The sequence below is a fragment of the Haloprofundus sp. MHR1 genome (assembly GCF_005155585.1).
GTDB classification, from domain to species: Archaea; Halobacteriota; Halobacteria; order Halobacteriales; family Haloferacaceae; genus Haloprofundus; species Haloprofundus halophilus.
On the sequence record NZ_CP039833.1, the window covers coordinates 355,311 to 376,765 of the forward strand.

16 protein-coding genes and 1 pseudogene are annotated in these 21,455 nt (G+C 63.0%); 7 read left to right on the forward strand and 10 right to left on the reverse strand.

Going from position 1 to position 21,455, the window contains the following annotated elements:
- Window positions 1–722 precede the first annotated feature (722 nt).
- Both FCF25_RS01705 and aglF read right to left on the reverse strand, forming a co-directional pair.
- Window positions 723–3,437, reverse strand: a complete 2,715-nt coding sequence (locus FCF25_RS01705) for a LamG-like jellyroll fold domain-containing protein (protein ID WP_168191185.1) — start codon at window positions 3,435–3,437, stop codon at window positions 723–725.
- A gap of 363 nt (window positions 3,438–3,800) precedes the next feature.
- A complete protein-coding gene (gene aglF / locus FCF25_RS01710) occupies window positions 3,801–4,529 on the reverse strand; it encodes a UTP--glucose-1-phosphate uridylyltransferase AglF (protein WP_137047104.1) in 729 nt (242 codons plus the stop codon).
- Between the two features lie 301 nt (window positions 4,530–4,830).
- Between aglF and FCF25_RS01715 the strand changes: the two genes are divergently transcribed.
- Window positions 4,831–5,439 carry a hypothetical protein gene (locus FCF25_RS01715; protein ID WP_137047105.1) on the forward strand — a complete coding sequence of 203 codons (609 nt, stop codon included), beginning with the start codon at window positions 4,831–4,833 and terminating at the stop codon, window positions 5,437–5,439.
- 297 nt (window positions 5,440–5,736) lie between these two features.
- Window positions 5,737–6,069 (forward strand): hypothetical protein, encoded by a 333-nt coding sequence (locus FCF25_RS01720; RefSeq protein ID WP_137047106.1) that lies wholly within the window; start codon window positions 5,737–5,739, stop codon window positions 6,067–6,069.
- Window positions 6,070–6,317: 248 nt separating this feature from the next.
- Here FCF25_RS01720 and FCF25_RS01725 read toward each other — a convergent pair whose 3' ends face one another.
- Both FCF25_RS01725 and FCF25_RS01730 read right to left on the reverse strand, forming a co-directional pair.
- Entirely contained in the window at window positions 6,318–8,285 is a 1,968-nt protein-coding gene (locus tag FCF25_RS01725; protein ID WP_137047107.1) for a hypothetical protein, read from the reverse strand.
- Complete coding sequence (locus FCF25_RS01730; protein WP_137047108.1) at window positions 8,282–8,806, reverse strand: hypothetical protein; 525 nt, start codon at window positions 8,804–8,806, stop codon at window positions 8,282–8,284. The genes FCF25_RS01725 and FCF25_RS01730 overlap by 4 nt, the downstream gene beginning before the upstream one ends.
- 286 nt (window positions 8,807–9,092) lie before the next feature.
- On the opposite strand from FCF25_RS01730, the gene FCF25_RS01735 reads away from it, so the two are divergent.
- Window positions 9,093–11,162 carry a hypothetical protein gene (locus FCF25_RS01735; protein WP_137047109.1) on the forward strand — a complete coding sequence of 690 codons (2,070 nt, stop codon included), beginning with the start codon at window positions 9,093–9,095 and terminating at the stop codon, window positions 11,160–11,162.
- Here FCF25_RS01735 and FCF25_RS15455 read toward each other — a convergent pair.
- Together FCF25_RS15455 and FCF25_RS01740 are read right to left on the reverse strand one after the other, a co-directional pair.
- Window positions 11,159–11,299 (reverse strand): hypothetical protein, encoded by a 141-nt coding sequence (locus FCF25_RS15455; RefSeq protein ID WP_168191186.1) that lies wholly within the window; start codon window positions 11,297–11,299, stop codon window positions 11,159–11,161. The genes FCF25_RS01735 and FCF25_RS15455 overlap by 4 nt on opposite strands.
- Before the next feature lie 234 nt (window positions 11,300–11,533).
- Complete coding sequence (locus tag FCF25_RS01740; RefSeq protein ID WP_137047110.1) at window positions 11,534–13,012, reverse strand: carotenoid oxygenase family protein; 1,479 nt, start codon at window positions 13,010–13,012, stop codon at window positions 11,534–11,536.
- Window positions 13,013–13,192: 180 nt separating this feature from the next.
- Here FCF25_RS01740 and FCF25_RS01745 point away from each other — a divergent pair, with 180 nt between their 5' ends.
- Both FCF25_RS01745 and FCF25_RS01750 read left to right on the forward strand, forming a co-directional pair.
- Window positions 13,193–14,578 carry a M28 family peptidase gene (locus FCF25_RS01745; protein WP_137047111.1) on the forward strand — a complete coding sequence of 462 codons (1,386 nt, stop codon included), beginning with the start codon at window positions 13,193–13,195 and terminating at the stop codon, window positions 14,576–14,578.
- Window positions 14,575–15,216 carry a peptidase gene (locus tag FCF25_RS01750; RefSeq protein ID WP_137047112.1) on the forward strand — a complete coding sequence of 214 codons (642 nt, stop codon included), beginning with the start codon at window positions 14,575–14,577 and terminating at the stop codon, window positions 15,214–15,216. Before FCF25_RS01745 ends, FCF25_RS01750 begins: the two co-directional genes overlap by 4 nt.
- Before the next feature lie 174 nt (window positions 15,217–15,390).
- On the opposite strand, the gene FCF25_RS01755 is transcribed toward FCF25_RS01750, so the two are convergent.
- The gene (locus FCF25_RS01755) at window positions 15,391–15,783 is read right to left on the reverse strand and encodes a putative toxin-antitoxin system toxin component, PIN family (RefSeq protein ID WP_137047113.1); all 393 of its coding nucleotides are present in this window, start codon (window positions 15,781–15,783) and stop codon (window positions 15,391–15,393) included.
- Window positions 15,784–16,285: 502 nt separating this feature from the next.
- Between FCF25_RS01755 and FCF25_RS15780 the strand changes: the two are divergent.
- Both FCF25_RS15780 and FCF25_RS01765 read left to right on the forward strand, forming a co-directional pair.
- Window positions 16,286–16,594: pseudogene (locus FCF25_RS15780) on the forward strand (DUF6789 family protein); the annotation flags it as partial.
- A 47-nt stretch (window positions 16,595–16,641) separates the two neighbouring features.
- Window positions 16,642–17,400: a ZIP family metal transporter gene (locus tag FCF25_RS01765; RefSeq protein ID WP_137047114.1), complete on the forward strand. Its 759-nt coding sequence runs from the start codon at window positions 16,642–16,644 to the stop codon at window positions 17,398–17,400.
- 180 nt (window positions 17,401–17,580) lie between these two features.
- Here FCF25_RS01765 and FCF25_RS01770 read toward each other — a convergent pair whose 3' ends face one another.
- The 3 genes from FCF25_RS01770 to FCF25_RS01780 are packed head-to-tail and all read right to left on the reverse strand — an operon-like array spanning window position 17,581 to window position 21,382.
- The gene (locus tag FCF25_RS01770; protein WP_137047115.1) at window positions 17,581–18,630 is read right to left on the reverse strand and encodes an ABC transporter permease; all 1,050 of its coding nucleotides are present in this window, start codon (window positions 18,628–18,630) and stop codon (window positions 17,581–17,583) included.
- Window positions 18,627–19,703, reverse strand: coding sequence for an ABC transporter permease (locus FCF25_RS01775; protein ID WP_137049336.1), 1,077 nt, complete (start codon window positions 19,701–19,703; stop codon window positions 18,627–18,629). The genes FCF25_RS01770 and FCF25_RS01775 overlap by 4 nt, the downstream gene beginning before the upstream one ends.
- A 53-nt stretch (window positions 19,704–19,756) precedes the next feature.
- Window positions 19,757–21,382: an ABC transporter ATP-binding protein gene (locus FCF25_RS01780; protein ID WP_137047116.1), complete on the reverse strand. Its 1,626-nt coding sequence runs from the start codon at window positions 21,380–21,382 to the stop codon at window positions 19,757–19,759.
- Window positions 21,383–21,455: the final 73 nt, after the last annotated feature.

A 21,455-nucleotide genomic window follows, 5' to 3' on the forward strand; every position in this document is an offset into this window, starting at 1 on the left:
ATATTATATAGAGTATCAAGATATTTTTACTAAAAATTAATCCACCGGTACATCTCCATCTAAGATACGACCTCTGTCAGTTGAATATTCATAGATAATACTAGTGGTACGAAGACAGGGATTTCCTAAATGAGACTTTCCGTACACCAGGTCTCTTTGCTGTGATTTCGTGGAATTGATGGCGCTGAATCCATTGAACAGTTTCCGATCTGGGCCGACAAGTGAAACCTACTATAGCCGAACGAGATGAAATCTCATCGGGAATATTCTTTTTGGACGGTTGTTTACCATGACTCCCCGAAAATCGAATATCTTTTATAGGTATGCCTCTCTAGATGTTTCTTCCGGACGAGAGTCAAGTGTAGATTCTCCATGGTTCATCCGAGGCATATCGCGCTTTTATTCAAACTGGCGAGCGGAAGCTGGTCGTCAAGCGAGTCCAGCGTTGGCTTGCGCTGTCTTATGAACCGCTGTCAGCGCCGATAATGAGTTGATACTCGCCCGCTCGGCAATGACTAATCGATACTGTTCAACACTCTATTCTGGATTCCAACATCATAGAATAGCTCTAAATCGTTGAGGGAGGTGATGCTGTAGCCGTCTTCGAGAAAAGCCCCCGCCAGGTGGCCTACAATGAATCCGACCCCGCGAGTGGCGAGTATTTGCACTGATTGGGATAATACGTCAACTCTCAAATTAGCACCGAGATACAAACTGAGAGATTAGGATGTGAATTGCTCATATAACTGGATAATAGTTTTCTGACCGGCTGGCTGCCGTCGTATCTCTACTTGGTCGATACGTCCGCGGAACCGTTGATAGTTGTCCGAAGATGCGCCAATACCGAGATAATTTGGCGGTGTTACTGAACTAGTGAAATTCTGGTGCTGGACGAGTTCACTGTCAACGTAAAACCATACTTCGTTGCTATTCCAAACAAGCGCTAAGTGATGCCACTCCGAGTCGTCAACAGGAGGACCTACTAAGGTCGCGACGTCTTCTCCGTCGCCGAGAGACGCTAGAGCCTTGCCATTTGCTAAGGCTATCTGAAAACCTGCTGTTTCGTTGTATCTACTGTTCTCTGCATTTGAGACGATACGTGGGTACTGCAACTTTTCTTGATAGTCGACACCTCCATCCGTCCGAAGCCATGCCGACACAGTGAATCCATTCTCTCCACTCAATTCCTCTACATTTGGAACTGTCACCGACCCGCTCCCGTCGAACGCCAACGCGCGCCCGTCAATACCATTGGTCCACGAAACACCATTAGCGTATCCATGGTGACCTCCTTCTGAATCGAACACGTACTCACCGTGCCCTTCGTTGAACGACCACACCGCACGGGACCCCTTCTCAGACGAGAACCCGCCAGACTGCACCACTTCCTCCGAGACCTGATATTGCTGGCCAGCCAACGAATACTCCCCAGCATGCGGCACTCGAACCGCACACCACCCGTTCTCCGTCGGCTGTACCGACCGCTCGTACGTGACCGACTCACTTCCGACGTCCACCTCCGTCGTCACGGTCTGACTGTCCCCGTCGCCACGTCCGACGAGTATCGCACCGGGAACGAGACCGAACACCTTCTGTGACCCGCCCTCACTCGCATAGAGTGCCTTGTAGTGGCCAATACCGGGAACTGACCCATCACCGCCTCCGTACTGGGTGTGCAACCGCGACTGCAGCATCGCACCGCCATCAGCGTTGCCGGCGACAGTTGCTCCACCTTCAGTCACGACGAACCCCACTCGGTCCTGCAACCGCTGGTACCACTTCTCGCCGTTGCTCGACCCGAGGAACTCACGATAGTTGCTCCGCGCAAACCCGTATGAATCCGAGTTCCCGTTCACCAGATAGTTGTACGCCCGATTCCAGCTCCACTCGCTGAACACGTAGTTCTCGGGATACTCCCACCCTTGCTCCTCAGAATACTCACGCATCCACATCGCCGCGTCGTACAACCCATCAGAAACCAACAACTGCCCAGTCTTTACCGGAATCTGGACGAAACTGAAGCTCCCGGCGAACAGTCCAAGTCCCAGAAGCGACATCGCCTCGCGGCGCTCCGGGCGCTCCAACCCCATCGTCTCCTCCGCTTTTTCACGACCACGCCGTCCCGACTCCACTTCGGCAAACGGCTTCGGCATCCGCACCGCGTCTATCTTCGCCGCCAGATGGACGAAGCCCAACCCCGCGAAAATAGCGACGAACACCGACAGCTCACCGGCGAAGCGCAACTGAACCAGCGCCAACGCGAGGAAGTACCACGCGTACGTCGCCATCGCCAGCAAGCCCGGTTCGTACGCCCGCGACCCACGCAGCATCGCCCATCCAGCGTACGGCAGTCCCAGGAGAACCAACAGTCCGAACGAGAGCAGCGGCCCGACGAGCGAGCCCTGGTCGGCGCTGACGAGCGACTGCGTCTCGACGATTCCCTCCGTCTCGAAGAGGAACTGAATCCCGCTCTGCAGTTCGGCTCCCAACTGTGGGACGACGAAGGGCAAAATCCCGAAAACGACGACGCCCGCGACGACCTCTCCGCCGAGGAGCCTCCCCGCGGACCACTGCTGACGCAGTGCCAGTTCGGCGACGCCCACCACAGCGACAGCGCCGACGAACAACCCCGCGGGCGCGAACGCGACGGTCTCTCCGTGCCACCCCAGTGCGAAGTGTGCACCGGCAGTCAGTACGGCGGCGAGCGCTAACCCACCGACCACGCCGCCCAGTTCGCGAATCGGCGACATCCCCGCTCGAACCGCCGTGGTCGCCCAGCCGACGACGATCAACCCGAGCGGCAGAATCAGCAACGGCCCGGCCTCCCACGCGAGCGTCTGCCCGGCGACGGCGACGCCGAACACCACACTCCAAAACGCCATCCCCGCATCACGGTCGGAGCCGCGACTCGACCGCACGGCCAACGATACCAGCGCCGCCGCGGTCAGCGCCAGCCAGAAGTAGTCGAACGCATGATGGTCGGCGAATCCGAGACTCGTCCGGTAGGCGTGCGCAGGCACCAGCGCCAGCGCCAGCACCGCGGCGAGTCCGACCCGTCGGTCGTCGGTCAGTCGAAGCGTCGTCAGATACACCAGCGCGCCGGTCAGCACCGCGAAGACGACGGGATACACGGCGAGAACGACGCCCGAAGCATTCGCATCGCCGCCGAGCAACTCGGTCCAGAACCAGAGCGTGACGACCAAAAGTGGTTCACCAGCGGTCACGCGCTGGGGCAACGACGCCAACGCGCCGAAGTCGAACGGCCCGCTCGTCTCCGCAGCCACGGTTTCGACGATGTACCGGTAGAAGTACGGGTCGTTCGCCGAGAGGACGATAGCGCCCTCGCGGAACACCGCCGAAATCGAGATGAGTCGAAGCAGCGCGAGAAAGGCGAGCGCCCCCGCGAGCGCGAGCGCAGCGGTCCGGTCGACGCGCACGTTCGAGAGCGAAGGCATCGACGGCGTCGAAATCGACCGTGAAGACGCCGTCTCCGTCGCCCCCTCGTCACCGTCGAGCGCCGCACGAACCGCCGCGGGGTCGTTGACCCGGTAGCCACCGTCTCGCTTCTCGACGATATCCGCGGCGACGATCTCGCCGAACAGTCCCGAGTCGACGTCTACGTCGTCGAACGTCCACGTGCCGCGTTCGTCGGCGGCGAGGATGGAACGAAGCGCCGACTCGGCGTTCGGCCGCTCCGCGAGGAGGGCGTTCGTCGCCTCGCGCGTTTCAGTCATTGCTGGCTACACGGTGAAAGAACGGTTAAAATCCTCCGAAGGGCGGTGACGACGGCTTCCGTCGAACTACGCCGTCTCTGCGAGTTCCTCTTGTAACCGCCGTTCTGCTTCCTCTCTATCCTCGGGATAGCCGACGTCGACGCGCCAACCATCCAAACGAATCGCGTCGATGGTGCGCCCGCTCTGCAGAAGCAGGTTGATGGCATCCGTAATCTCGTACTCGCCGCGGTCCGACGGCTGGACCAGATGGCAGGCGTGGAAGATGGCCGGCGAGAAGGTGTAGAACCCGGTCATCACCAGGTTCGACGGTGGTTCGTCGGGTTTCTCGACGACTTCGATTATCTCGCCGTAGTCGTTGGTGTCGCAGACGCCGTAGCGACTCGCCTCCTCCCACGGCACTTCCTCGACCAGAAACGCCGCGTCGGCGCGCTCTTCGCGCTGTCGTCGGAGCACGTCGCCGAGATTCGCCTCGAAGACGTTGTCGCCGAGCATCAGGATGAAGTCGTCGTCGATGTGTTCTTCGACCGTGAGCAGCGCGTGCGCCAACCCGTTTTGCTCGCGCTGGTGAGCGTAGGTGATGGGAACGCCCTGCACCTCGTCGCCGTAGTGGCTGATGACCTTCTCCTTCTTGTAGCCGACGACGACGATGAACTCGTTGGCACCGAGTCGAGCGAGTTTCTCGAAACAGTGCGTCAGAATCGGCTTCCCGTCGACTTCGACCAGTCCCTTCGGTTTCTCGTCGGTGAGCGGCCGCAGGCGAGTCCCCTTCCCCGCCGCGAGCACAACTGCTTGCATACCACCCTCCGCGAACGCATCCAATATGTGTCTTTACACTGACGGTGAGTGTTCTCTATCTCTATATGAAATTCGTCACACCGGCTGAATTGTTGTGAGCAGTTGGCGACGACCGGCGAAAGTGAACGAATTCGACGACTCGGACGTGGCGAGCGGGTTAGACGGCTGACCGAATCGAGTTTCGTAATCGACTCACCGAAAACGGGTTCTCGAAATCAAGGTCACTCGTTAAGCCCTGAGAACGCGTAATCTATCTGATTCGAACGCGGTACGCACGTACCACCTCCGAATCGGTGGAAGCATGGTTACATACGAGACGGAAGAGGTCGGACAGTACGGGAAGACGACGTCGACAGACGGTCGGTTCTGGCAGCTCAGCGCGCTCGCCGCGATTCTCGGTGGGCTGCTCGTCGTGGGGGTCGGTCTCGCACTGTTCACCGTGTTGAACGAGGCGGAGTTCGTCTACGCAGACCCGCTCGGCGCTATCGGGTTCCTGCTGATTCTGGTCGGACTCCCGGCGTTCTACCTGCACGAACGCGACTGGTTCGGGAGAGTTGCGAAACTGACCTTCGCGATGGTCGCACTCGGAACCATCGTGACCGCCGTCGCGTTGCCGATAGCCATCTACGGCCCGGGCATCGCCTTCCTCGGGTTCGTCCTGGGGTTCCTCGTCACGGTCGTCGGTGCCTTTGGGTTCGGCGTTGCGAGGCTCCGTGCCGACGTCCAGCCGAGACTCGAAAGCTGGCTCTTCGTCGCCGCGCTGCCGGTCGGTCTCCCGCTCGCGTACGGCTTCACGACGTACGTGATGGGCGAGACGGCCGACCCGTGGGCGGGACCGATGGTGTTCTTCGGACTCGCGTGGGTCGTCTTCGGCCGCCAGCAACTGAGACGAACTCGCGACGTTCGGTAAGCGCCCGACGCGACGCGCTCGCCATCCGTCAACGGCATCGACTCCGGAGACCCGACGCGGTGAACTCGCTCTCTCGGAATTTTATCAGAACCGTCGACGGTGTCAAATGTGACAAATAGAAAGTGTGTTCTGTAAACTGTTTTCGGAGCGAACAAACATCCCGCGGAATCTCCCGAGAGGCCGTCGTAACATCCGAGACACGGTCGAACCGAGCGAACGGGCCGACAGAGTCACTTGATTGAGCGCTTCACCGTGGACGGCCACAGCGTTTTATCGCTCACTCCCGTAGTGTAGAGGATGGCAGATACGAAAAAGAGTCGAGACAAGCAAGCCGACGATGCGGAGCGACGCCAACGAGAGCGGGAGATGCAGGAGGCGCGCGACCGCGCTGACGAGACCGAACCGGTGCCCGACGAACCCGAAGAGGGACTCGGCGAGTTGGACGACGCGCTCGAAACCCACGAGTATCCGGCGACGACGGACGAACTGATCGAGGCTTTCGGCGACCGCGAGGTCGAAACGCGGGGCGGGTGGAAGCCCGTCGACGAGGTGCTCGCCCCGGCCGACGACCGAACGTACGACTCCGCCGCCGACGTCCGAAGCCAGATACAGGGACAGATACGGCGCTGAGAAAACGCTCCGCACTCCGAACTCGGTTCGTACCCGCTCCCCCGGAGTTCGACCGGGGTTTCTTTAGTGAATTGCTCCGTCACTCTCCTCTATTAGACCCATACAGTCGGCTCAGCCGACCGCGACGGTGACGTCGGCGCGACGTTCCCGGCGCTGTCGAGTTCTTCGACGGTCGCGCTATTCTCGTACACCGCAACGGCACCGAGTACGAGGGTCGACACGGGTGAGCACGTTCACCCGACTGCTCGTTAGAACAGCGGCAGCGCCCGCGACAGTACGCGAATCGCCGGCAGCGCGAACTCGCCCGCGTACCCGAAGTACTCCCAGCCCGACAGCAGCAGAAACACCGTCGTCGACCCGCAGGCGACGCCCACCAGTGCGGCACCGACGCGCGGATGCGTCTCGTCACGACGCGCAGCGAACAGAACCCACAGCGCCAGCGCCGTCGCGGCCGCGAGATGGACCAGCGCGTGCAACTGGATCGCCTCGCCCAACTGGACGCCGTCGAGCAGCAGTGCGAGCAACAGCAACTGACCGCCGACAGCGACCGTTCCTACGTAGCTCCATCCGAGCGCCGACCACTCACCGAGTGCGTCGCGGACGCTTTCGAGACGAACCACTGCGTAGACCAGTATCGGAACCAGGGGCACGAGATACCGAACCGTCACCATCGCGTGCAGCGGCAGCCGGTGCAGGTAGATGAGCGAGAACGTCGAGAAGCTCGTTACGGCCAGCAGGTCCGTCGCGCGCGTCGGCGACTGTAGGGCGGTGAGAAATCCAAACAGTCGGTCGCCGACCGCTCCTCGATTCGACCGCTTCCCGACGGACCTGCGCACCCGGCGAACCGCGAGCGGGACCATCCCGACGAGCGCACCGAGGACCGGCGCGGACTCGACGAGCGCCATGTTGACCGCTTCGCCGCCGTCGTCGCCGGCGACGCCGGCGAGATAGCCGCTGCGGACGAAGATGCGGTAGAGTCGGACGGGTTCGACGCTCGCGCGCAGTCCCCGGCCGAGAAACTCGCCGAACAGCGCCGCCCGGTCGAGGGCGCTGACGAGGAGTACGCCGACGGATGCGACGAGGTCGGTGTTCGAGGCGTCACCGCCGTTTCCGCTCACGTCTTCTCCGCCGGCGGTTTCGGCGTCGACAGTCTCGTTACCGCCGACCTCGCTACCGACGCTCTCGCTGCCGGTTCCGCTCGTCGGCTCCACCGCGAGTGCCTGCTCACCCGTAAACCGAGGCCACAGACGCGGCGGCGACAGCGGATTTCCAGTCACGGCCGCGTTCGTCGCCAGAAACGGGAGCAGCGAGAGCGCGAACGCGGCGGCGACGACGCCGAGCGTACGCCAGTCGGTGCGCCGCGCGGTCAGCAAGTCGACCGGTGCGAGCGCGACGAACAGCGTCAACGCCTCGGCGGGTTGCACCCACGTCGAGAGACCGATCGTCGCGTACGCTGCTGCCCGAAAGCCGAGCGCGCGTCGAGGGTCGCTTTCGGCGCACTCTCGACTTCGATAGAACGTGTACAGCACCACGACGACGACGAGCGCCATCGTCGCGTGTCGCTTCGGCAACGACGCCCAGAAGCCCACGGGCGTCGCCACGGTCAGTAGCGCTCCCGCGGCGAGTCCCGCTCTCCTGTCGGCGACGCGCGCGAGCAACCGATACGTGACGACGCCCGCGAGCGCCGCCGCGAGCATCGACGCCAACTGTAGCGCCATCAACGGGAACCACTTCGGGTCGAGCGGCGTCGCAAACGGGAGATTCGCCGCGAACAGTCCCACGGCGGCGACGGAGCCGACAACGTCGCCCACCGCTGGACGACCGGCGACCCGTCCAGCGACGACACACGCGCCCAGGACAGTGAGACTCCACAGGCCGACGACGACGAGTCGGGGGGCCGCGACGAGCGCGCTCAGTTCGAGCGCCCACAGTATCGGGAGCGCGAGCGCCATCTGTCCGTAGTTTCGACCGTACAGCCGGCCGTCGACGACGTTCATTCCCGGCGTCGCGCCGTCGGCCGGGCCGTATCGGAGTTCGTCGACGTAGAGATGCCCGTCGGCGACGCCGACGAACGCGTTGGCGACGGTGTAGGTGTCGTTGACGAACACGCCGACGCGCCAGAACAGACTGAAGAAGGCGAGAGAGAAGAGAAACAGCGCGAGACCCGCTCTATCGCCGAAGATTTCGGTCACGAGACGTCGCTTCGAGTCGCTCACCGTTCGACCTCCACGGTGACCGAGAGCCGTCGAAGCGTCCGACTCCCCGACTCCGTCCGCAACAGCACCGACAGCTCCGCCTCGTAACTCGACTCGGTCACCCGCTCGGGGTCGACGGGGTCGTCGTCGACTGTCAACGCGAGCGTCGTCGCCCCGGCTTCGGTGTACGACTCGTTCAGAAACACGGCCGAACTCCGTTCGAGACCGAGCGCGGGAACCCGGATCTTGTAGCTGAGTATCGGACGACCGGTCACCGATTGAAGCCGGACCGTCGCGTCCGGGACGCTGAGATAGTACGCCTGCGAACCGTAGCCACCTCGTTCGAGTCGGACTCCCGCTGCATCGAGGGAAACGTCGGTGACCGTCGCGTTCCCGGCTCCGAGCGCACCCCCGGACCCGCTGTCGCCGGTCGTGTCCCCCGCGGACGTGAAGTCGACGCCGCCGACGAGCGGGCCGCTCGCTATCGAGAGTGCCGCGATTAAAAGAACCGAGAGCCACACGACGGTGCCCGACGTTCGCATGCTACCTGCGAACGGCAGAGAGACTGGATAAATGCGTCGGAACTGAAATACAGGACTTCTGACTGATCGGTTGTGAGAACCGATGTTCGACGGCCGGTTTCGCCAGACTGCGGCGTCTTCTCCTCCTGCAAGAAGCGCATCTGTCGCGGCCAGATGCGACTTCTGGCCCCGGTTGAAGACATTTCGTCGAACCTTCGGCGACGCCGACACATTGTTATACTTTCAGCCAAATTCAATGGGCAATGACTACTCACCCAACCGTGGCCTCTACCCGGAGGTGGTCTCGATGACCGTACGGTTCGGGTGCAGCGACGGCGGCGACGGCATCGAAGTCGTCGACCCCGTCGAGCGCCACCGATACGAACTCGGGACGCCGAATCCGGTCGACCCCGAACCCGTCGACACCGACGAGTTTCGGTTCCCCGTCGACGCCGCCGTCTCGTTCCGAACGTCGTCGCTGACGCTGCCGACGGTCGTCCCGATCTACGTCCGCGACACCGACGGGACGATGCTCGCACACGTCACTCCCTCGGACTCGCTCACGCTCCCCGACGGCGAGTACGCCGTCGAACTCTGTACGCCAATCAAGATGTACCTGCGCGTGTCGAGCGGGCTCACCGTCGACCGCACGCAGCAGCGTCTCGACTTCGGCGCGGAGACGACGGTATCGCTGGGCGGGCGCTCGCACCACGAGCACCCGGCCGGAACCATCACCGTCGGCGACTCGGTCGAGGACGTGATGCGCGCCGTCTCGCTGTTCGGGTCGGCGATGAAGACGACGACGCCGGAGCGGTCCTACCCGACGCTCCGCGGTCACCCGCCGACGGTCGAACTCGGCGAGACGTTCGATGCACCGGACGACGTCGTCGCCCCCGAGACGGGCATCCGCATCGAACTCCCGCGCGAACGTTCGTACGTCCACACGGCCGCACCGCTCGCGTACTACCTCGGTGCACGCGTCGAACCCGGACCAGTGGCTCGCCTCGTGACCGACTCGGGCTTCGAGCACCGACTCGACACCTGCGAGGGCGTCGAGAAAGAACTCGAGCGCGTCTTACGTCACGTGTTCTTCCTCGACTGCCTCTGTCGGACCGAGGGACTATACAAAGTCGACCTCCACGAGCGTCGCGCGGTCGAATCGACCGCCGACATCGACTTCGAACGGCTCTACGAGCTTCCCTCAGACGAGCGACTCGAAGCGTACCTCTCGATTCCGTACGAGACACTGGAACCGCACCAACCGGAGTGGAAACTCGTCAGCCACGTCGCGCCGACGGCTCAGAGCGCAGAGCTACTGCCGTTTCTCGTCGACGACCTCGCAATCGTGCGCACGCCCACGAAAACGGAGGCGTCGACCGCGCCGAAGATACAGGTCGACGCCGTCCAGGAGTTCCTCCGCGACAGCGACGAGTTCACCCGGAGTACGGCGGCACAGCCATCGTCGATGGAGTTCGTCGAACCCGAGTCGGCCGATTCCGTCGAGCAAGCGTGGGTCGGCGACGGAGCGCCCGTCGGCGCGAACAAGGCCACCATCGAAGCGTATCGTAACCGACTCAGTCGGACGGTAGCCGACGACGACGACATCGACATCGTCGTCGTCTGCAACGACGCCCAGATGAGTGAGGAGCGCGACGACATCGACCAGGTGTACGGGTCGCGCGACGAACTCCCGTTCGACGTCCGCATCCACCGCTCTCTCACCACCGACGAGTTGGCCGAGGTGCTCCGCGAGGAGACGGAGTTCCTCCACTACATCGGCCACATCGACGACGGCGGCTTCGAGTGCACCGACGGCCGCCTCGACGCGCGCGAACTCGACGACGTGGGTGTCGACGCGTTCCTGTTGAACGGCTGTACGTCCTACGAACAGGGACTGTCGCTCATCGAGGCCGGAGCCATTGGCGGCATCGTCACGCTCTCGGACGTCATCAACAGCGGCGCAGTGCGCATCGGTTCGACGCTGGCGCGCCTACTCAACGGGGGCTTCCCACTTTCGGTGGCGCTCGAAATCGCTCGCGGCGAGAGCATCGTCGGCAATCAGTACGTCGTCGTCGGTGATGGTGGCCTCGCCATCGCGCAGGCTGAAAGCGGCGCACCCTTCCTCTGCGAGGTTAGTCAAAAAGAAAACCAATACGAAATTTCGGTTCGCGGATACCCCACCGATAAGTTTGGCATGGGTAGCTTGATGATTCCGTATATTTCCGACCAACAACAGTATTCTCTCCCGTCGGGCACACCTCAGACCCAAGAGGTTTCAGCAGAGGAGTTGTTTGAATTTCTTCAACTTGAAGATCTGCCTGTTCGATTCGAAGGTGAGCTCCGGTGGAGCAGATCTATCGAACGGTACGAGGTTTAAGGGCCAGAAACCCATCCACCGGCCGCCGCCGCGGCGTTTCCTGTCTGTGAGAGAAGCAGCATCATCGTGAAGACGACGCCGACCATCCGGGGGTTGTTTTTGAGGTAGTTCGCCATCGCAGAGTCGTTCTGGCTCATACTACAGACGACACCCTCCGAGATAATGAGTATATTTAAACACTTCCCACAGATAATTCAATAATATAATATCAGTATCTAGACGCAATAACGCATTTATCAGCTGTCACGACAGCCGCCGAGTTATCGTTTCTCACGGAGGGTATGTGGTTCTTCCGCCTATTCTCGACCGCTGTCATTTTCGGGTCGGCATGGCCGACACGCCGTCTCTCGACGGTCTCCTCGGTAGTCTCGCTATGCCATCGAACGGGTCGGTCGCTCGCCACTGCGGTAGAACTGGCCGTGAAAGTCGAAGGGAATCGGCGCGTCGAACACCGCCCGAGCGCGCTCGGTCATCGTCGCCGCGTCGAGTATCAAGAGGAACGACCGCTCGGCGTCGGCGTCGAGCACGACGGAGAGGAGCGCGCCGTCGTCCTCCGCGACGGTCTCCTCGCCGTCTCCGTCCGTCTCGGGCGAGACTCGCGGTACGAACAGCGGTTCGCCCGGGTAGACGTTCGGCTCGGTCCACGTTCTCGACGCCCGAAACTGACCGTCGCGTTCGCCGAGGTCGATTTTCACGATTCGGTCGGCGTAGCCCTCGGGCGAGCGCTCGGCGGTTCCGACACCGTAGACGTAGCGATACGGGTGGGTGTTGTGACGCCCGTAGTGAATCGTCGGAAACTCCACGTGACCCGGATGTAACGCCCGCGTGACGACGTGCCCGGTTTCGGGGTCGACCTGCAGGCGACGGAGTTCCGCACCCGGCGGCGCGAACTCGGGCGAGTCAAAGCTGTCGAGAGAGAACGCGTCGACGACGCTCGCGTCCTCGAACGCCGCCACGTCGAGGTGGAGTGCACCGCCTCGCTCGAAGGCGTTGACGTGATGGAAGACGAAACACGGCGCGGTCCGCGTATCGACGACGAGTTCGCCGCTCTCTCTGTCGACGACGAGGACGCGCGTCCCTCGTTCGGGCTCCCAGCGGTAACTCTCGACGAACGGGCGGTCCCGGAGCAACGCGAGCGGCGAGGTCCGAAACGGCGGGACGAGCACGGCGACGTAGTTCGGCGTCAGCGCGAAACTGTGGAGGTAGCCGGGGCGGCGAATCGGAATCCGCGCGACCACCTCGCGCCGCTCTTTCCCGTCGGGGACGCGGTAGACGACGTACTCGCTCCGGAGACCGAAGCGCGTCGCGACGCCCACAATCTCCTCTCGAAACGGGTCGTAGTGGACGTGCGCGAGCGGGCCCGCCCGTCCGACCTCGTCGTCGAACTCCCGTTCCCCCCGCGTCCGGAGCGTTTCGGGGTCGTAGACGGTCCACCGCGGCGTCTCCGTCACCGCGAGATGGCGGCCGCCGAGGTAGACTACGTCGACGGGGGCGTTGTCCGTCGCCGCGCGAATCCCGAACCGTCGGAGGTGACCGAGGCCGCGCCACTGCGGGTCCGTACCGAACTCGCGGAGGCGGAGGCGTCCGTGCTCGCGGACGTGGCGGAACTGTCGACTCCGCAGGAACCGGTTACTGTACCGGACCTCGCCGTCGCCGATGGCGAAGCGGCGCAGCATCGCCAGTCCGTCGAACCAGTGGTTGACTCGGCGGTCGCCCACGGCGAACGACCCCGGGCCGTTGCGGACGAGCGTCCCCTCCAGCCACGGTGGAATCTCACCCTCGATTCGGAGCGGTTCGTCGGCGTACTCGGTCGTCGCGGGTCGGAGGCCGAGTCGGTGGTCGCCGCTCATCGGTGCGTCACCTCGACTATCGGTACCGCTTCGACTGCGGCTCCGCAGTCCATACCGAGGAGTCAGTCGCCAGCCGAATGGTGTTTGTCCTGGTCGTTCCGTCCCTTCCGCGCCCGGAGTGCAGTTCGAGTAGCTGACCGCTTCCCCGACACTCTTGTCGTCCCCGACGAACGCTCTCGCATGACACGACTTCCCGACGACGTCGTCGGCGACGCACAGACCAGCACCTTCGGGTGGGAGACGCTCCAGTCGCTCGTCGACGTCGGCAATCGAATGGCCGGACAGGAAGGCGAGAAGGCGGGCGCGGCGGTCGTCGCCGACGCCTTCGAGGAGGCGGGCCTGCGCGAGGTCGAGATAGACGAGTTCGACATCCCCGGGTGGTGGCGCGGCAGCTCCGCTATCGAACTCCGCGGGTCGCACCCGCGTCGCCACGAGAGCCAACACGACGTGCTGGCGCTGCCGGGGTCGCCATCGGGGACGGTCTCGGGGCCGGTCGTCGACGTCGGCGACGGTACCTACGAGGAGTTCGACGAGGTCGGCGACGACCTGCAGGGCGCAATCGCGCTCGTCTCCAGCGACACCCCGGAGAACACCGACCGGTGGCTCCACCGCATGGAGAAGTACGTCAACGCCGCCGACCACGGCGCGATCGGATTCCTCTTCCGAAACCACATCGAGGGGTCGCTGCCGCCGACCGGCGAGGTCGGCTACCACAACCGACCGGGGCCGATTCCGGCCGTCGGCGTCTCCAAGGAGGTCGGCGAGCGACTCGCGCGCTACGCGGACGAACAGGAGGGGTTCGTCGTCGAACTCGACGTCGACTGCCGAAACGAACCGACGAAATCGAGAAACGTCGAGGGCGTCCTCGGCCCCGCCGACGCCGACGAAGAGGTGCTCGTGACCGCGCACGTCGACGCCCACGACATCGCCGACGGCGCGAACGACAACGGTGCGGGGTCGGCGCTCGTCGCCGAAATCGGCCGACTGCTCGCGCAGGTCGAATCGGACCTCGACTCCCGCGTTCGGTTCGTCACATTCGGCTCCGAGGAGATCGGCCTCTGGGGGGCGTACCACTTCGCGGAGAGTCGCGACCTCGACTCGGTCAAATGCGTCCTGAACGTCGACGGCCCGGCGAACTCCCGGAACGTCCGCGTCGGCACCAACGGCTTCGACGAGATGGGCGAGGCGTTCGAGGCGATGGGCGAGACGCTCGACGTGCCCATCCAGTCGGGCGACACCATCTCGCCGCACGGCGACCAGTGGGCGTTCGTCCAGGAGGGCGTCCCCGCGGTGATGGCCTCCTCGACCTCCGACCAGAGCGGCCGCGGCTGGGGACACACCCACGCCGATACGCTGGACAAACTCGACCCGCGCGACCTGCGCGACGTGGCGACGATTCTCGCGAGCACTGCCTATCATCTCGCGAGCGACGAGGTGGAGACGCCGCACAAGACGCGCAGCGAGATTCGAGACAGCATCGACGCCGGCTACGTCACCGAACTGAAGATGGGCGGACGCTGGCCGTACGACGACGACGCTCGAAGCGAGGCGAACGAGGGCCGATGACGCTGGTTCTCACCGGCTACGAACCGTTCGGCGACGACGACGAGAACCCGACGCAGACGCTCGCGGAGGAACTCGACGGCGGGACCGTCGCCGGTCACGAGATCGTCGGTCGCGTGCTGCCGGTCGAGTACGCCGTCGCCGCCGACGAGATGGCGACGCTCGTCGCCGACTACGACCCCGACGTGATCGTCTCGACCGGACTCGCGGCCGGCCGCTCCGCCGTCTCCGTCGAACGAATCGGCGTCAACGTCAACGACTGCGGCGGCGTCGCCGACAACGCGGATGCGGAACCGCGAAACGAAGTCATCGACGCCGACAGCGCGGACGCGTACTTCTCGACGCTTCCGGTGGTGTCGGTCGTCGAGTCGCTGTTGGACGCCGGTATTCCCGCGCGCGTCTCGAACACGGCGGGAACGCACCTCTGCAACAACGTGCTGTACAGTACGCGGGCGCTCTTGGAGCGCGAAGGGCTGGAGACGCCGATGGGGTTCGTCCACATGCCGTTGACGCCGGAGATGGCCGCCGAGAAAGCGAGCGAGGACGAAGCGACGGCGGGCGGTGCGGTGGAGGCGAGCCTCCCGCTCGAACTGCAGCAGCGCGCGGTCGAGTTGACGTTCGAGACGACGCTGGGCGGCTGAGTCGGCGGTCTCTGGTTGACTCTCCTTTGATCGTCCTCCACCGACCTTCGTACTGGATTGGATGTCACACTTAAACGACGGTTCTCACGGGAATCGAACGAGTGCACCGGGCCCGAGGAAGGAACGCGGCCTGTTATCAAAAAACCACGATAGCAGGTTCTTGCTCGGGTCGAACTAGTCAATCAACTCTTTTGGTGCGACACCACCGTGGTCGAGAATCTCTCCATCGAAAGTAGTCAACGTCGCGTTCACGTCGTCCGCCAATGCGAGAAGGACGCAATCCATCGTATAGAGGAGGTTGTCCCGCTGTAATTCATACGCCGTGATTTGGTCACTGATTTCGGGTGCGTATATGTCCACAGTACTGTAAATATCAGATAATACCGCTTCGACTCGGTCTTGCTCAACGCGCTTCTTCTTGGTCATCACTGACCGAATCTCCATGAGATTTAGAATAGATGTACAGAACTCGTAGTCTTTATTGAGTAACTGCGTCGCAACCTCGCCGCGGCCCGGTTCGTCGGTCAGACTGGCAATGAAGACGTTCGTATCGATGAAGACCTTCATTCCTACTTTCGTTCGTCACGGACTACTTCGACGGAATCGAGGTCTACATCTGCAAATCGGCCCGAAAGAAGATCGCCCAGTCGCGGTCGAGGTTCGTTGTCGTCGGACGATTCGTCAGCCCGATTCGGCGGCGTTGCGTAGCTACCCATTACCAGTAATTGCAGGCGTGCCTGTAAATCGCTTTCTCTGTTCGAGAGTTCCGCTCTGTCGAACCGATTTGCTTCGTCCCGTCGAATCGGCGTTGCTCGACTCCTCGCTCTCGGACGGTTCTGCAGAGTCGTTCGCAACTCCGGAATCAAGCCTACAGTTTTGTGTAACGGAGTTGATGCTATCCTATGGGTCCGATCCGAAGTAGCCTCGGAGCGGGAGTCGTAGCGACAGTCGTACTTCTCGTGTTTCTCTTCGCTGCGGACGTGTTGCTCCCCGGAACAGACCCCTTCGTGTTCGCCACTTCACGAGTCTCTGTGCCGTCGGCGGACCTCCCTACTGCGGACTCGGGACGCTCACCGCGACGCTGCTGACGTACCTCTGGTTCGGACTCATCTTCGCGGTGGCCTGGCCGCTCCTCTTCGGCGGGTTCACGTGGGGACTCCCGGGCGAGTCGGGGGTCGCCCACGGCGCGGTGTTCGGACTCATCCTCTGGTCCGGATACGTCGTCGGCGCTCTGTTGGGCGTCTTCGTCGGAACCGAGACGGTCGCCGAGGACCTCCCGCTGCTGGCCGTGACGCTGGTGTCGTATCTGATATACGGACTCGTTCTCGGCGGCGGGTACGACTACCTCGCGGACCACCGCACGTTCCTCAGCGACTGACGGGCCGCCTATATGATTTATACGCTCGCCGACACGATACTGGATAGATGAGCCCGCTCGGGTGGATCGTCATCACGACCGTCGGCGTCAGTCTCACCGCGTGGGTCGGCGTTCTCACGTTGTTTCTGCGCGACGAGTTGACCGACAAGATACTGTTGGGCCTCGTCGCCTTCGCTGCGGGAAGTCTCATCGGGGGTGCGTTCCTCCATCTCCTCCCCCGGGCGGTCGCCGAAACTGAATCGGCTGACACGCTGCCGCTGTTTCTGACGGTCATCGGCGGGTTCTGTCTGTTCTACGTGCTCGAACAGTTCCTTCGGTGGCATCACCACCACGCTACGACCCACGAACACGAACCCGTCTCCTACCTCGTCTTAGTCTCCGATACGCTCCACAACTTCATCGACGGACTCGTCATCGCCGGGGCGTTCCTCGTGAGCGTGCCGCTCGGCCTGGTCACGACGTTGGCGATCGCGTTCCACGAAGTCCCGCAGGAGATCGGAGATTTCGGCGTTCTCGTCTACGGCGGGTTCGACCGACGCCGGGCGCTCGTCCTCAACTATCTCACGCAGTCGACCGTCATCCTCGGCGGTGTCGTCGGCTTCTACCTCGACAACGTCTTCGCCGACCTCTCGACGTTCCTGCTTCCGTTCGCGGCGGGTAACTTCATCTACATCGCCAGTTCGGACTTGATTCCGGAGATAAAGCGGGAAGACGACACGCTCCGCTCCGTGCTCTACTTTCTCGTCTTCCTCGTCGGCATCGTCCTCATGCTCGGAATCAGACTGTTTGGTGGAGTAACCGGGTGAGGAGAATCCGTCGAATGCGGAGTACAGAGAGTGTATCTGTGGGCTTCGAACCCGGAACTTGCGGTCTCGATCCAGTCGCGACGAGTTCGCGACCGACCGGCTAACGAGGGAGCGAAGTGAACGCCGCAGGCGTGGCTTCTGCCCGGTTTTTCGCGGTTCAAGAAACGTCGCGGGAGGTAGTCAGTCCTCCGACTCGTACGGCTCGCCGACAGATGCGGGAACCCGCGTCTTCCCCCACCCGCTGAGTACGACGATGACGACGACGTACGGGAGCAGCTCCAGCAACTTGGCGGAGAGATCGATGTTCAGCGTTTGGAGCTGTCCCTGCAGCATATCGACCCCTCCGAAGAGAAGTGCCGCTACGGCCGCACCGAGCGGATTGTAGTTCCCGAACAGATAGGCGACGATGCCGAGCCATCCGCGACCGTCGACCATGGTCTGGCCGGTGCCGATGAACGACGAACTGTGGGCGAGTAACACGGCACCGCCGAGGCCCGCCATCGCCCCCGAGAATATCACCGCCGCGTAGCGAACGCGATTGACGTCGACACCGGCCGTATCGAGCGCCTCCGGATTCTCGCCCGCCGCCTGAATCCAGTAGCCGTAGTTCGTTCGGTAGAGGAACACCCACGAACCGACCACGACGAGAGCGGTGAGCCACACGAGCGGCGACTGGTCGAAGACGATTCGCCCGAGATACGGTATCTCGTTGAGGCCCGGCACAGTCAGTCGCCCGACGGAAGGGATTCGGGGGCTGTTTCTGGACCCCCAGATGACGGACGCCGCAAACGGAGCGAGACCGAGACCGATGAACCAGACGCCGAGACCGGCGACGATTTGGTCGGCCTTGTACCGAATCAACAGAACGGCGAACAGCGACGCCAGTACCGTCGTGAGCGCCGTCGCGAACGCGATTCCGGCCCACGCGTGGACGGGCCCGCTACCTCCCGCGAAGTACGTCCCGACCGCCGCGAAGAACGCGCCGAATATCATGAACCCCTCGAGTCCGATGTTGAACACGCCGCTCTTCTCGGCGTACAGGCCGCCAATCGCCGCGAGCGTGATGGGAGCCGCCAACTCCATCGACCGGGCGACGTATCCGGGCGTGAAGATGCTTTCGAGCGGGACGTCGAACGCGACGGTCGCCACCACTCCGACGGCGAGCGCCGCGACGACGGCGAGGCTGACCAGCCTGACTCGTTTACGACCGGCGTACTCGACGACGCTCATTCGTCTTCACCTCCGAACTCGGCCCAGTGTGCGGCCATGCGGAACAGCTCCGGAACGGCCACGAAGAGGATGACGATTCCGACGATACCGTCGATGAGTTGGACGGGGACGTCGCTGTAGATCTGAATGTACGACGTCGCCGAATTGAGGCCGCCGAACAGCAGCGCCGCCGGGACGACGCCGAGCGGGTTGTTCGCCGCGAGCAGACTCACCGCGATCGCGTCGTAGCCGTACGTGTGGATGCTCGCCGGTTCGAGAAACCGTCCCTGATACATGATGACGAAGAGCGCGCTCGCGAGTCCGGCGACCGCACCGGAGAACGTCATCGTCGCGACGACGTTTCGCTTCGCGTCCACGCCGGAGTACACCGCGGCCGACGCCTGGTAGCCGCTCGTCATCATGTCGTAGCCGAAGCGAGTTCGCGCCATGACGATGGCGACGACCGCGACGAGCGCGAGCGTGAGGACGAGTCCGACGACCGAGAACCCCGACTCGCCGAAGACGACCGGCGGGAGTCCGACGCTGGCCGGGAGCGGTTCGGTCTGGACGTTCGTCGACCCCGCCTCCCGGAACGGGTTCGTGATCAGCCAACTGACGACGCCGATCGCGATGAAGTTCAGCATTATCGTCGTGATTATCTCGTTCGCGTCGGCGTACGCCTTCAACACGCCGGGGAGCGCGCCGTACAAGCCGCCGCTGACGGCGGCGGCGACGGTTCCGATGAGCATCAGACCGACCCCGCCGAGCCCCCCGCTGGGCAGGTACGGGGCCGCCCAGAGGATGGACATGGCGCAGGCGAGTCCACCGACGACGAACTGACCTTGGACGCCGATGTTGAACACGCCCGCTCTGAACGCGATGGCGACGGCGACGCCGGTTACGATGAAGAACGTCGATATCCGTAGCGTTCGCGCCAGCATTCGCTCGCTCCCGATCGCGCCGACGATCAAGTTGTTCAGGAAGACTATCGGATTGTACCCCGCGGCGGCGACCATGAGGAGGCCGAGGAGAATCGCGGTGAGTATCGACACGAGCGCGATGCCGAGGCGCTCCAGCACCGTGGCGTCGAACAGTCGGTCGCCGACGCGGTCCAGAAGCGACCGAGCGCCGGGTTCGTCGGTCGAACTCACGTCTCGACCCCGCTACTCGATTCGTCCCCGGACGTCCCGCTCGGAGACACCTCGCCCTCTGGCACTCCGTCCTCGGACGCGTCGCCCCCGTCGTCGAGGCGCTGTCCGGCCATCAGGAGGCCGAGTTCCGCTTCGGTCACGTCGCCCGGGTCCACCGTGTCGATGAACTCGCCTTCGTACATGACCGCGATTCGGTCCGAGAGCGCCTGAATCTCCTCTAACTTCGAGGAGACGACGACGATCGCGAGTCCCTCGTCGCGGAGTTCGGTCAACCGTTCGTGAATGAACTCTATCGCCCCGATATCCACGCCGCGAGTCGGGTGGGAGGCGACCAACACGTCCGGGTCGTGGCCGAGTTCCCGACCGACGATGAACTTCTGTTGGTTTCCGCCCGACAGGGACTCCGCTTCGCTGTCGGGGTTCGGCGGTTGCACGTCGAACTCCTCGATGATCTCCTCGGTGTGTTCGCGGACGGCCCCCCAATCGAGGAAGCCGCCGTTCGCAAACGGCGCTATCGTCTGATTTCCGAGCAGTCCGTTTTCGACCAGGTCGTACTCCATCACCAGCCCCTCGACGTGGCGGTCTTCGGGAACGTAGGCGATACCCGCCTCGATTCGGTCGCGCCTCGACGCCGCCGAGATGTCGTCGCCGTCGAATCGGACGACGCCCGAACTGAGGGTTCGGAGACCGGTGAGGGCTTCGACCAACTCGGTCTGCCCGTTCCCCTGAACCCCCGCGATGCCGAGAATCTCGCCCTCCCTCACCGAGAGACTCACATCCGAGACTTTCTCCAGGCCGCGATCTCCGGCGACCCGGAGGTTCTCGGCTTCGAGAACCGGTTCACCGACCGTCGTCTCGCGGGCGTCGCTTTCGAACAGGACGTTCCGACCGACCATCATGCGGGCGAGTTCCGCCTCGGATGTCTCGGAAGCGGACACCGTCCCGACCGCGTTGCCGTCGCGGAGAACGGTGATATCGTCGGCGACCGCCAACGCCTCGTCGAGTTTGTGCGAGATGAAGATGAGAGAGCGGCCGTCCGCTCTGAGGTCTTCCATGAGGTCGATCAGTCCGTCCACTTCCTGCGGCGTGAGGACGGCCGTCGGTTCGTCGAGAATGAGAATCTCGGCCCCGCGGTAGAGGCTCTTGACGATTTCGACGCGCTGTCTCGTCCCGAGGTCGAGTTCCCTGACCGGGGTGTCGAGATGTTCGACGACGTCGAACCCGTAGCGGGTGCTGATGGCTTCGATCTCTTCTCGCGCGCGCTCTTCGTCGACGAATCCGTTTTTCACCGGCTCGTGGCCGAGAACGACGTTCTGCAGGACGGTCATCGGCATCACGAGCTGGAAGTGCTGGTGAATCATACCGACTCCCGCGTTCATCGCGTCCCGGGGGGTGTCGAACGACCGTTCCTCGCCATCGACGTGTATCGTCCCCTCGTTCTGGTCGTAGAGACCGTAGAGAATACTCATCAGCGTGGTCTTTCCGGACCCGTTCTCGCCGATGAGCGCGTGAATCGACCCCGCCTCGACGGTAAAATCGACGCTGTCGTTCGCGACGACGTCGCCGAACCGTTTGGTGATTCCCGCTAATCTCACGGCCGGGGGTGTGCTATTCGCAGTCATAGTGCGCTCGTGTTAGTCATGATACACTCTTTTGGAGGGGAATAAAATATCGGCTGAAAAGCTTCGCTCTCGG

Bases quoted from the DNA above. Each gene is read 5' to 3' on its own strand.
- FCF25_RS01750 (WP_137047112.1), top strand. From the start codon at position 14,575: ATGACGCTGGTTCTCACCGGCTACGAACCGTTCGGCGACGACGACGAG.
- FCF25_RS01715 (WP_137047105.1), top strand. From the start codon at position 4,831: ATGGTTACATACGAGACGGAAGAGGTCGGACAGTACGGGAAGACGACG.
- FCF25_RS01740 (WP_137047110.1), bottom strand. From the start codon at position 13,012: ATGAGCGGCGACCACCGACTCGGCCTCCGACCCGCGACGACCGAGTAC.
- FCF25_RS01735 (WP_137047109.1), top strand. From the start codon at position 9,093: ATGACCGTACGGTTCGGGTGCAGCGACGGCGGCGACGGCATCGAAGTC.
- FCF25_RS01745 (WP_137047111.1), top strand. From the start codon at position 13,193: ATGACACGACTTCCCGACGACGTCGTCGGCGACGCACAGACCAGCACC.
- FCF25_RS01730 (WP_137047108.1), bottom strand. From the start codon at position 8,806: ATGCGAACGTCGGGCACCGTCGTGTGGCTCTCGGTTCTTTTAATCGCG.
- FCF25_RS01720 (WP_137047106.1), top strand. From the start codon at position 5,737: ATGGCAGATACGAAAAAGAGTCGAGACAAGCAAGCCGACGATGCGGAG.
- FCF25_RS15455 (WP_168191186.1), bottom strand. From the start codon at position 11,299: ATGAGCCAGAACGACTCTGCGATGGCGAACTACCTCAAAAACAACCCC.
- aglF (WP_137047104.1), bottom strand. From the start codon at position 4,529: ATGCAAGCAGTTGTGCTCGCGGCGGGGAAGGGGACTCGCCTGCGGCCG.
- FCF25_RS01765 (WP_137047114.1), top strand. From the start codon at position 16,642: ATGAGCCCGCTCGGGTGGATCGTCATCACGACCGTCGGCGTCAGTCTC.
- FCF25_RS01770 (WP_137047115.1), bottom strand. From the start codon at position 18,630: ATGAGCGTCGTCGAGTACGCCGGTCGTAAACGAGTCAGGCTGGTCAGC.
- FCF25_RS01755 (WP_137047113.1), bottom strand. From the start codon at position 15,783: ATGAAGGTCTTCATCGATACGAACGTCTTCATTGCCAGTCTGACCGAC.
- FCF25_RS01780 (WP_137047116.1), bottom strand. From the start codon at position 21,382: ATGACTGCGAATAGCACACCCCCGGCCGTGAGATTAGCGGGAATCACC.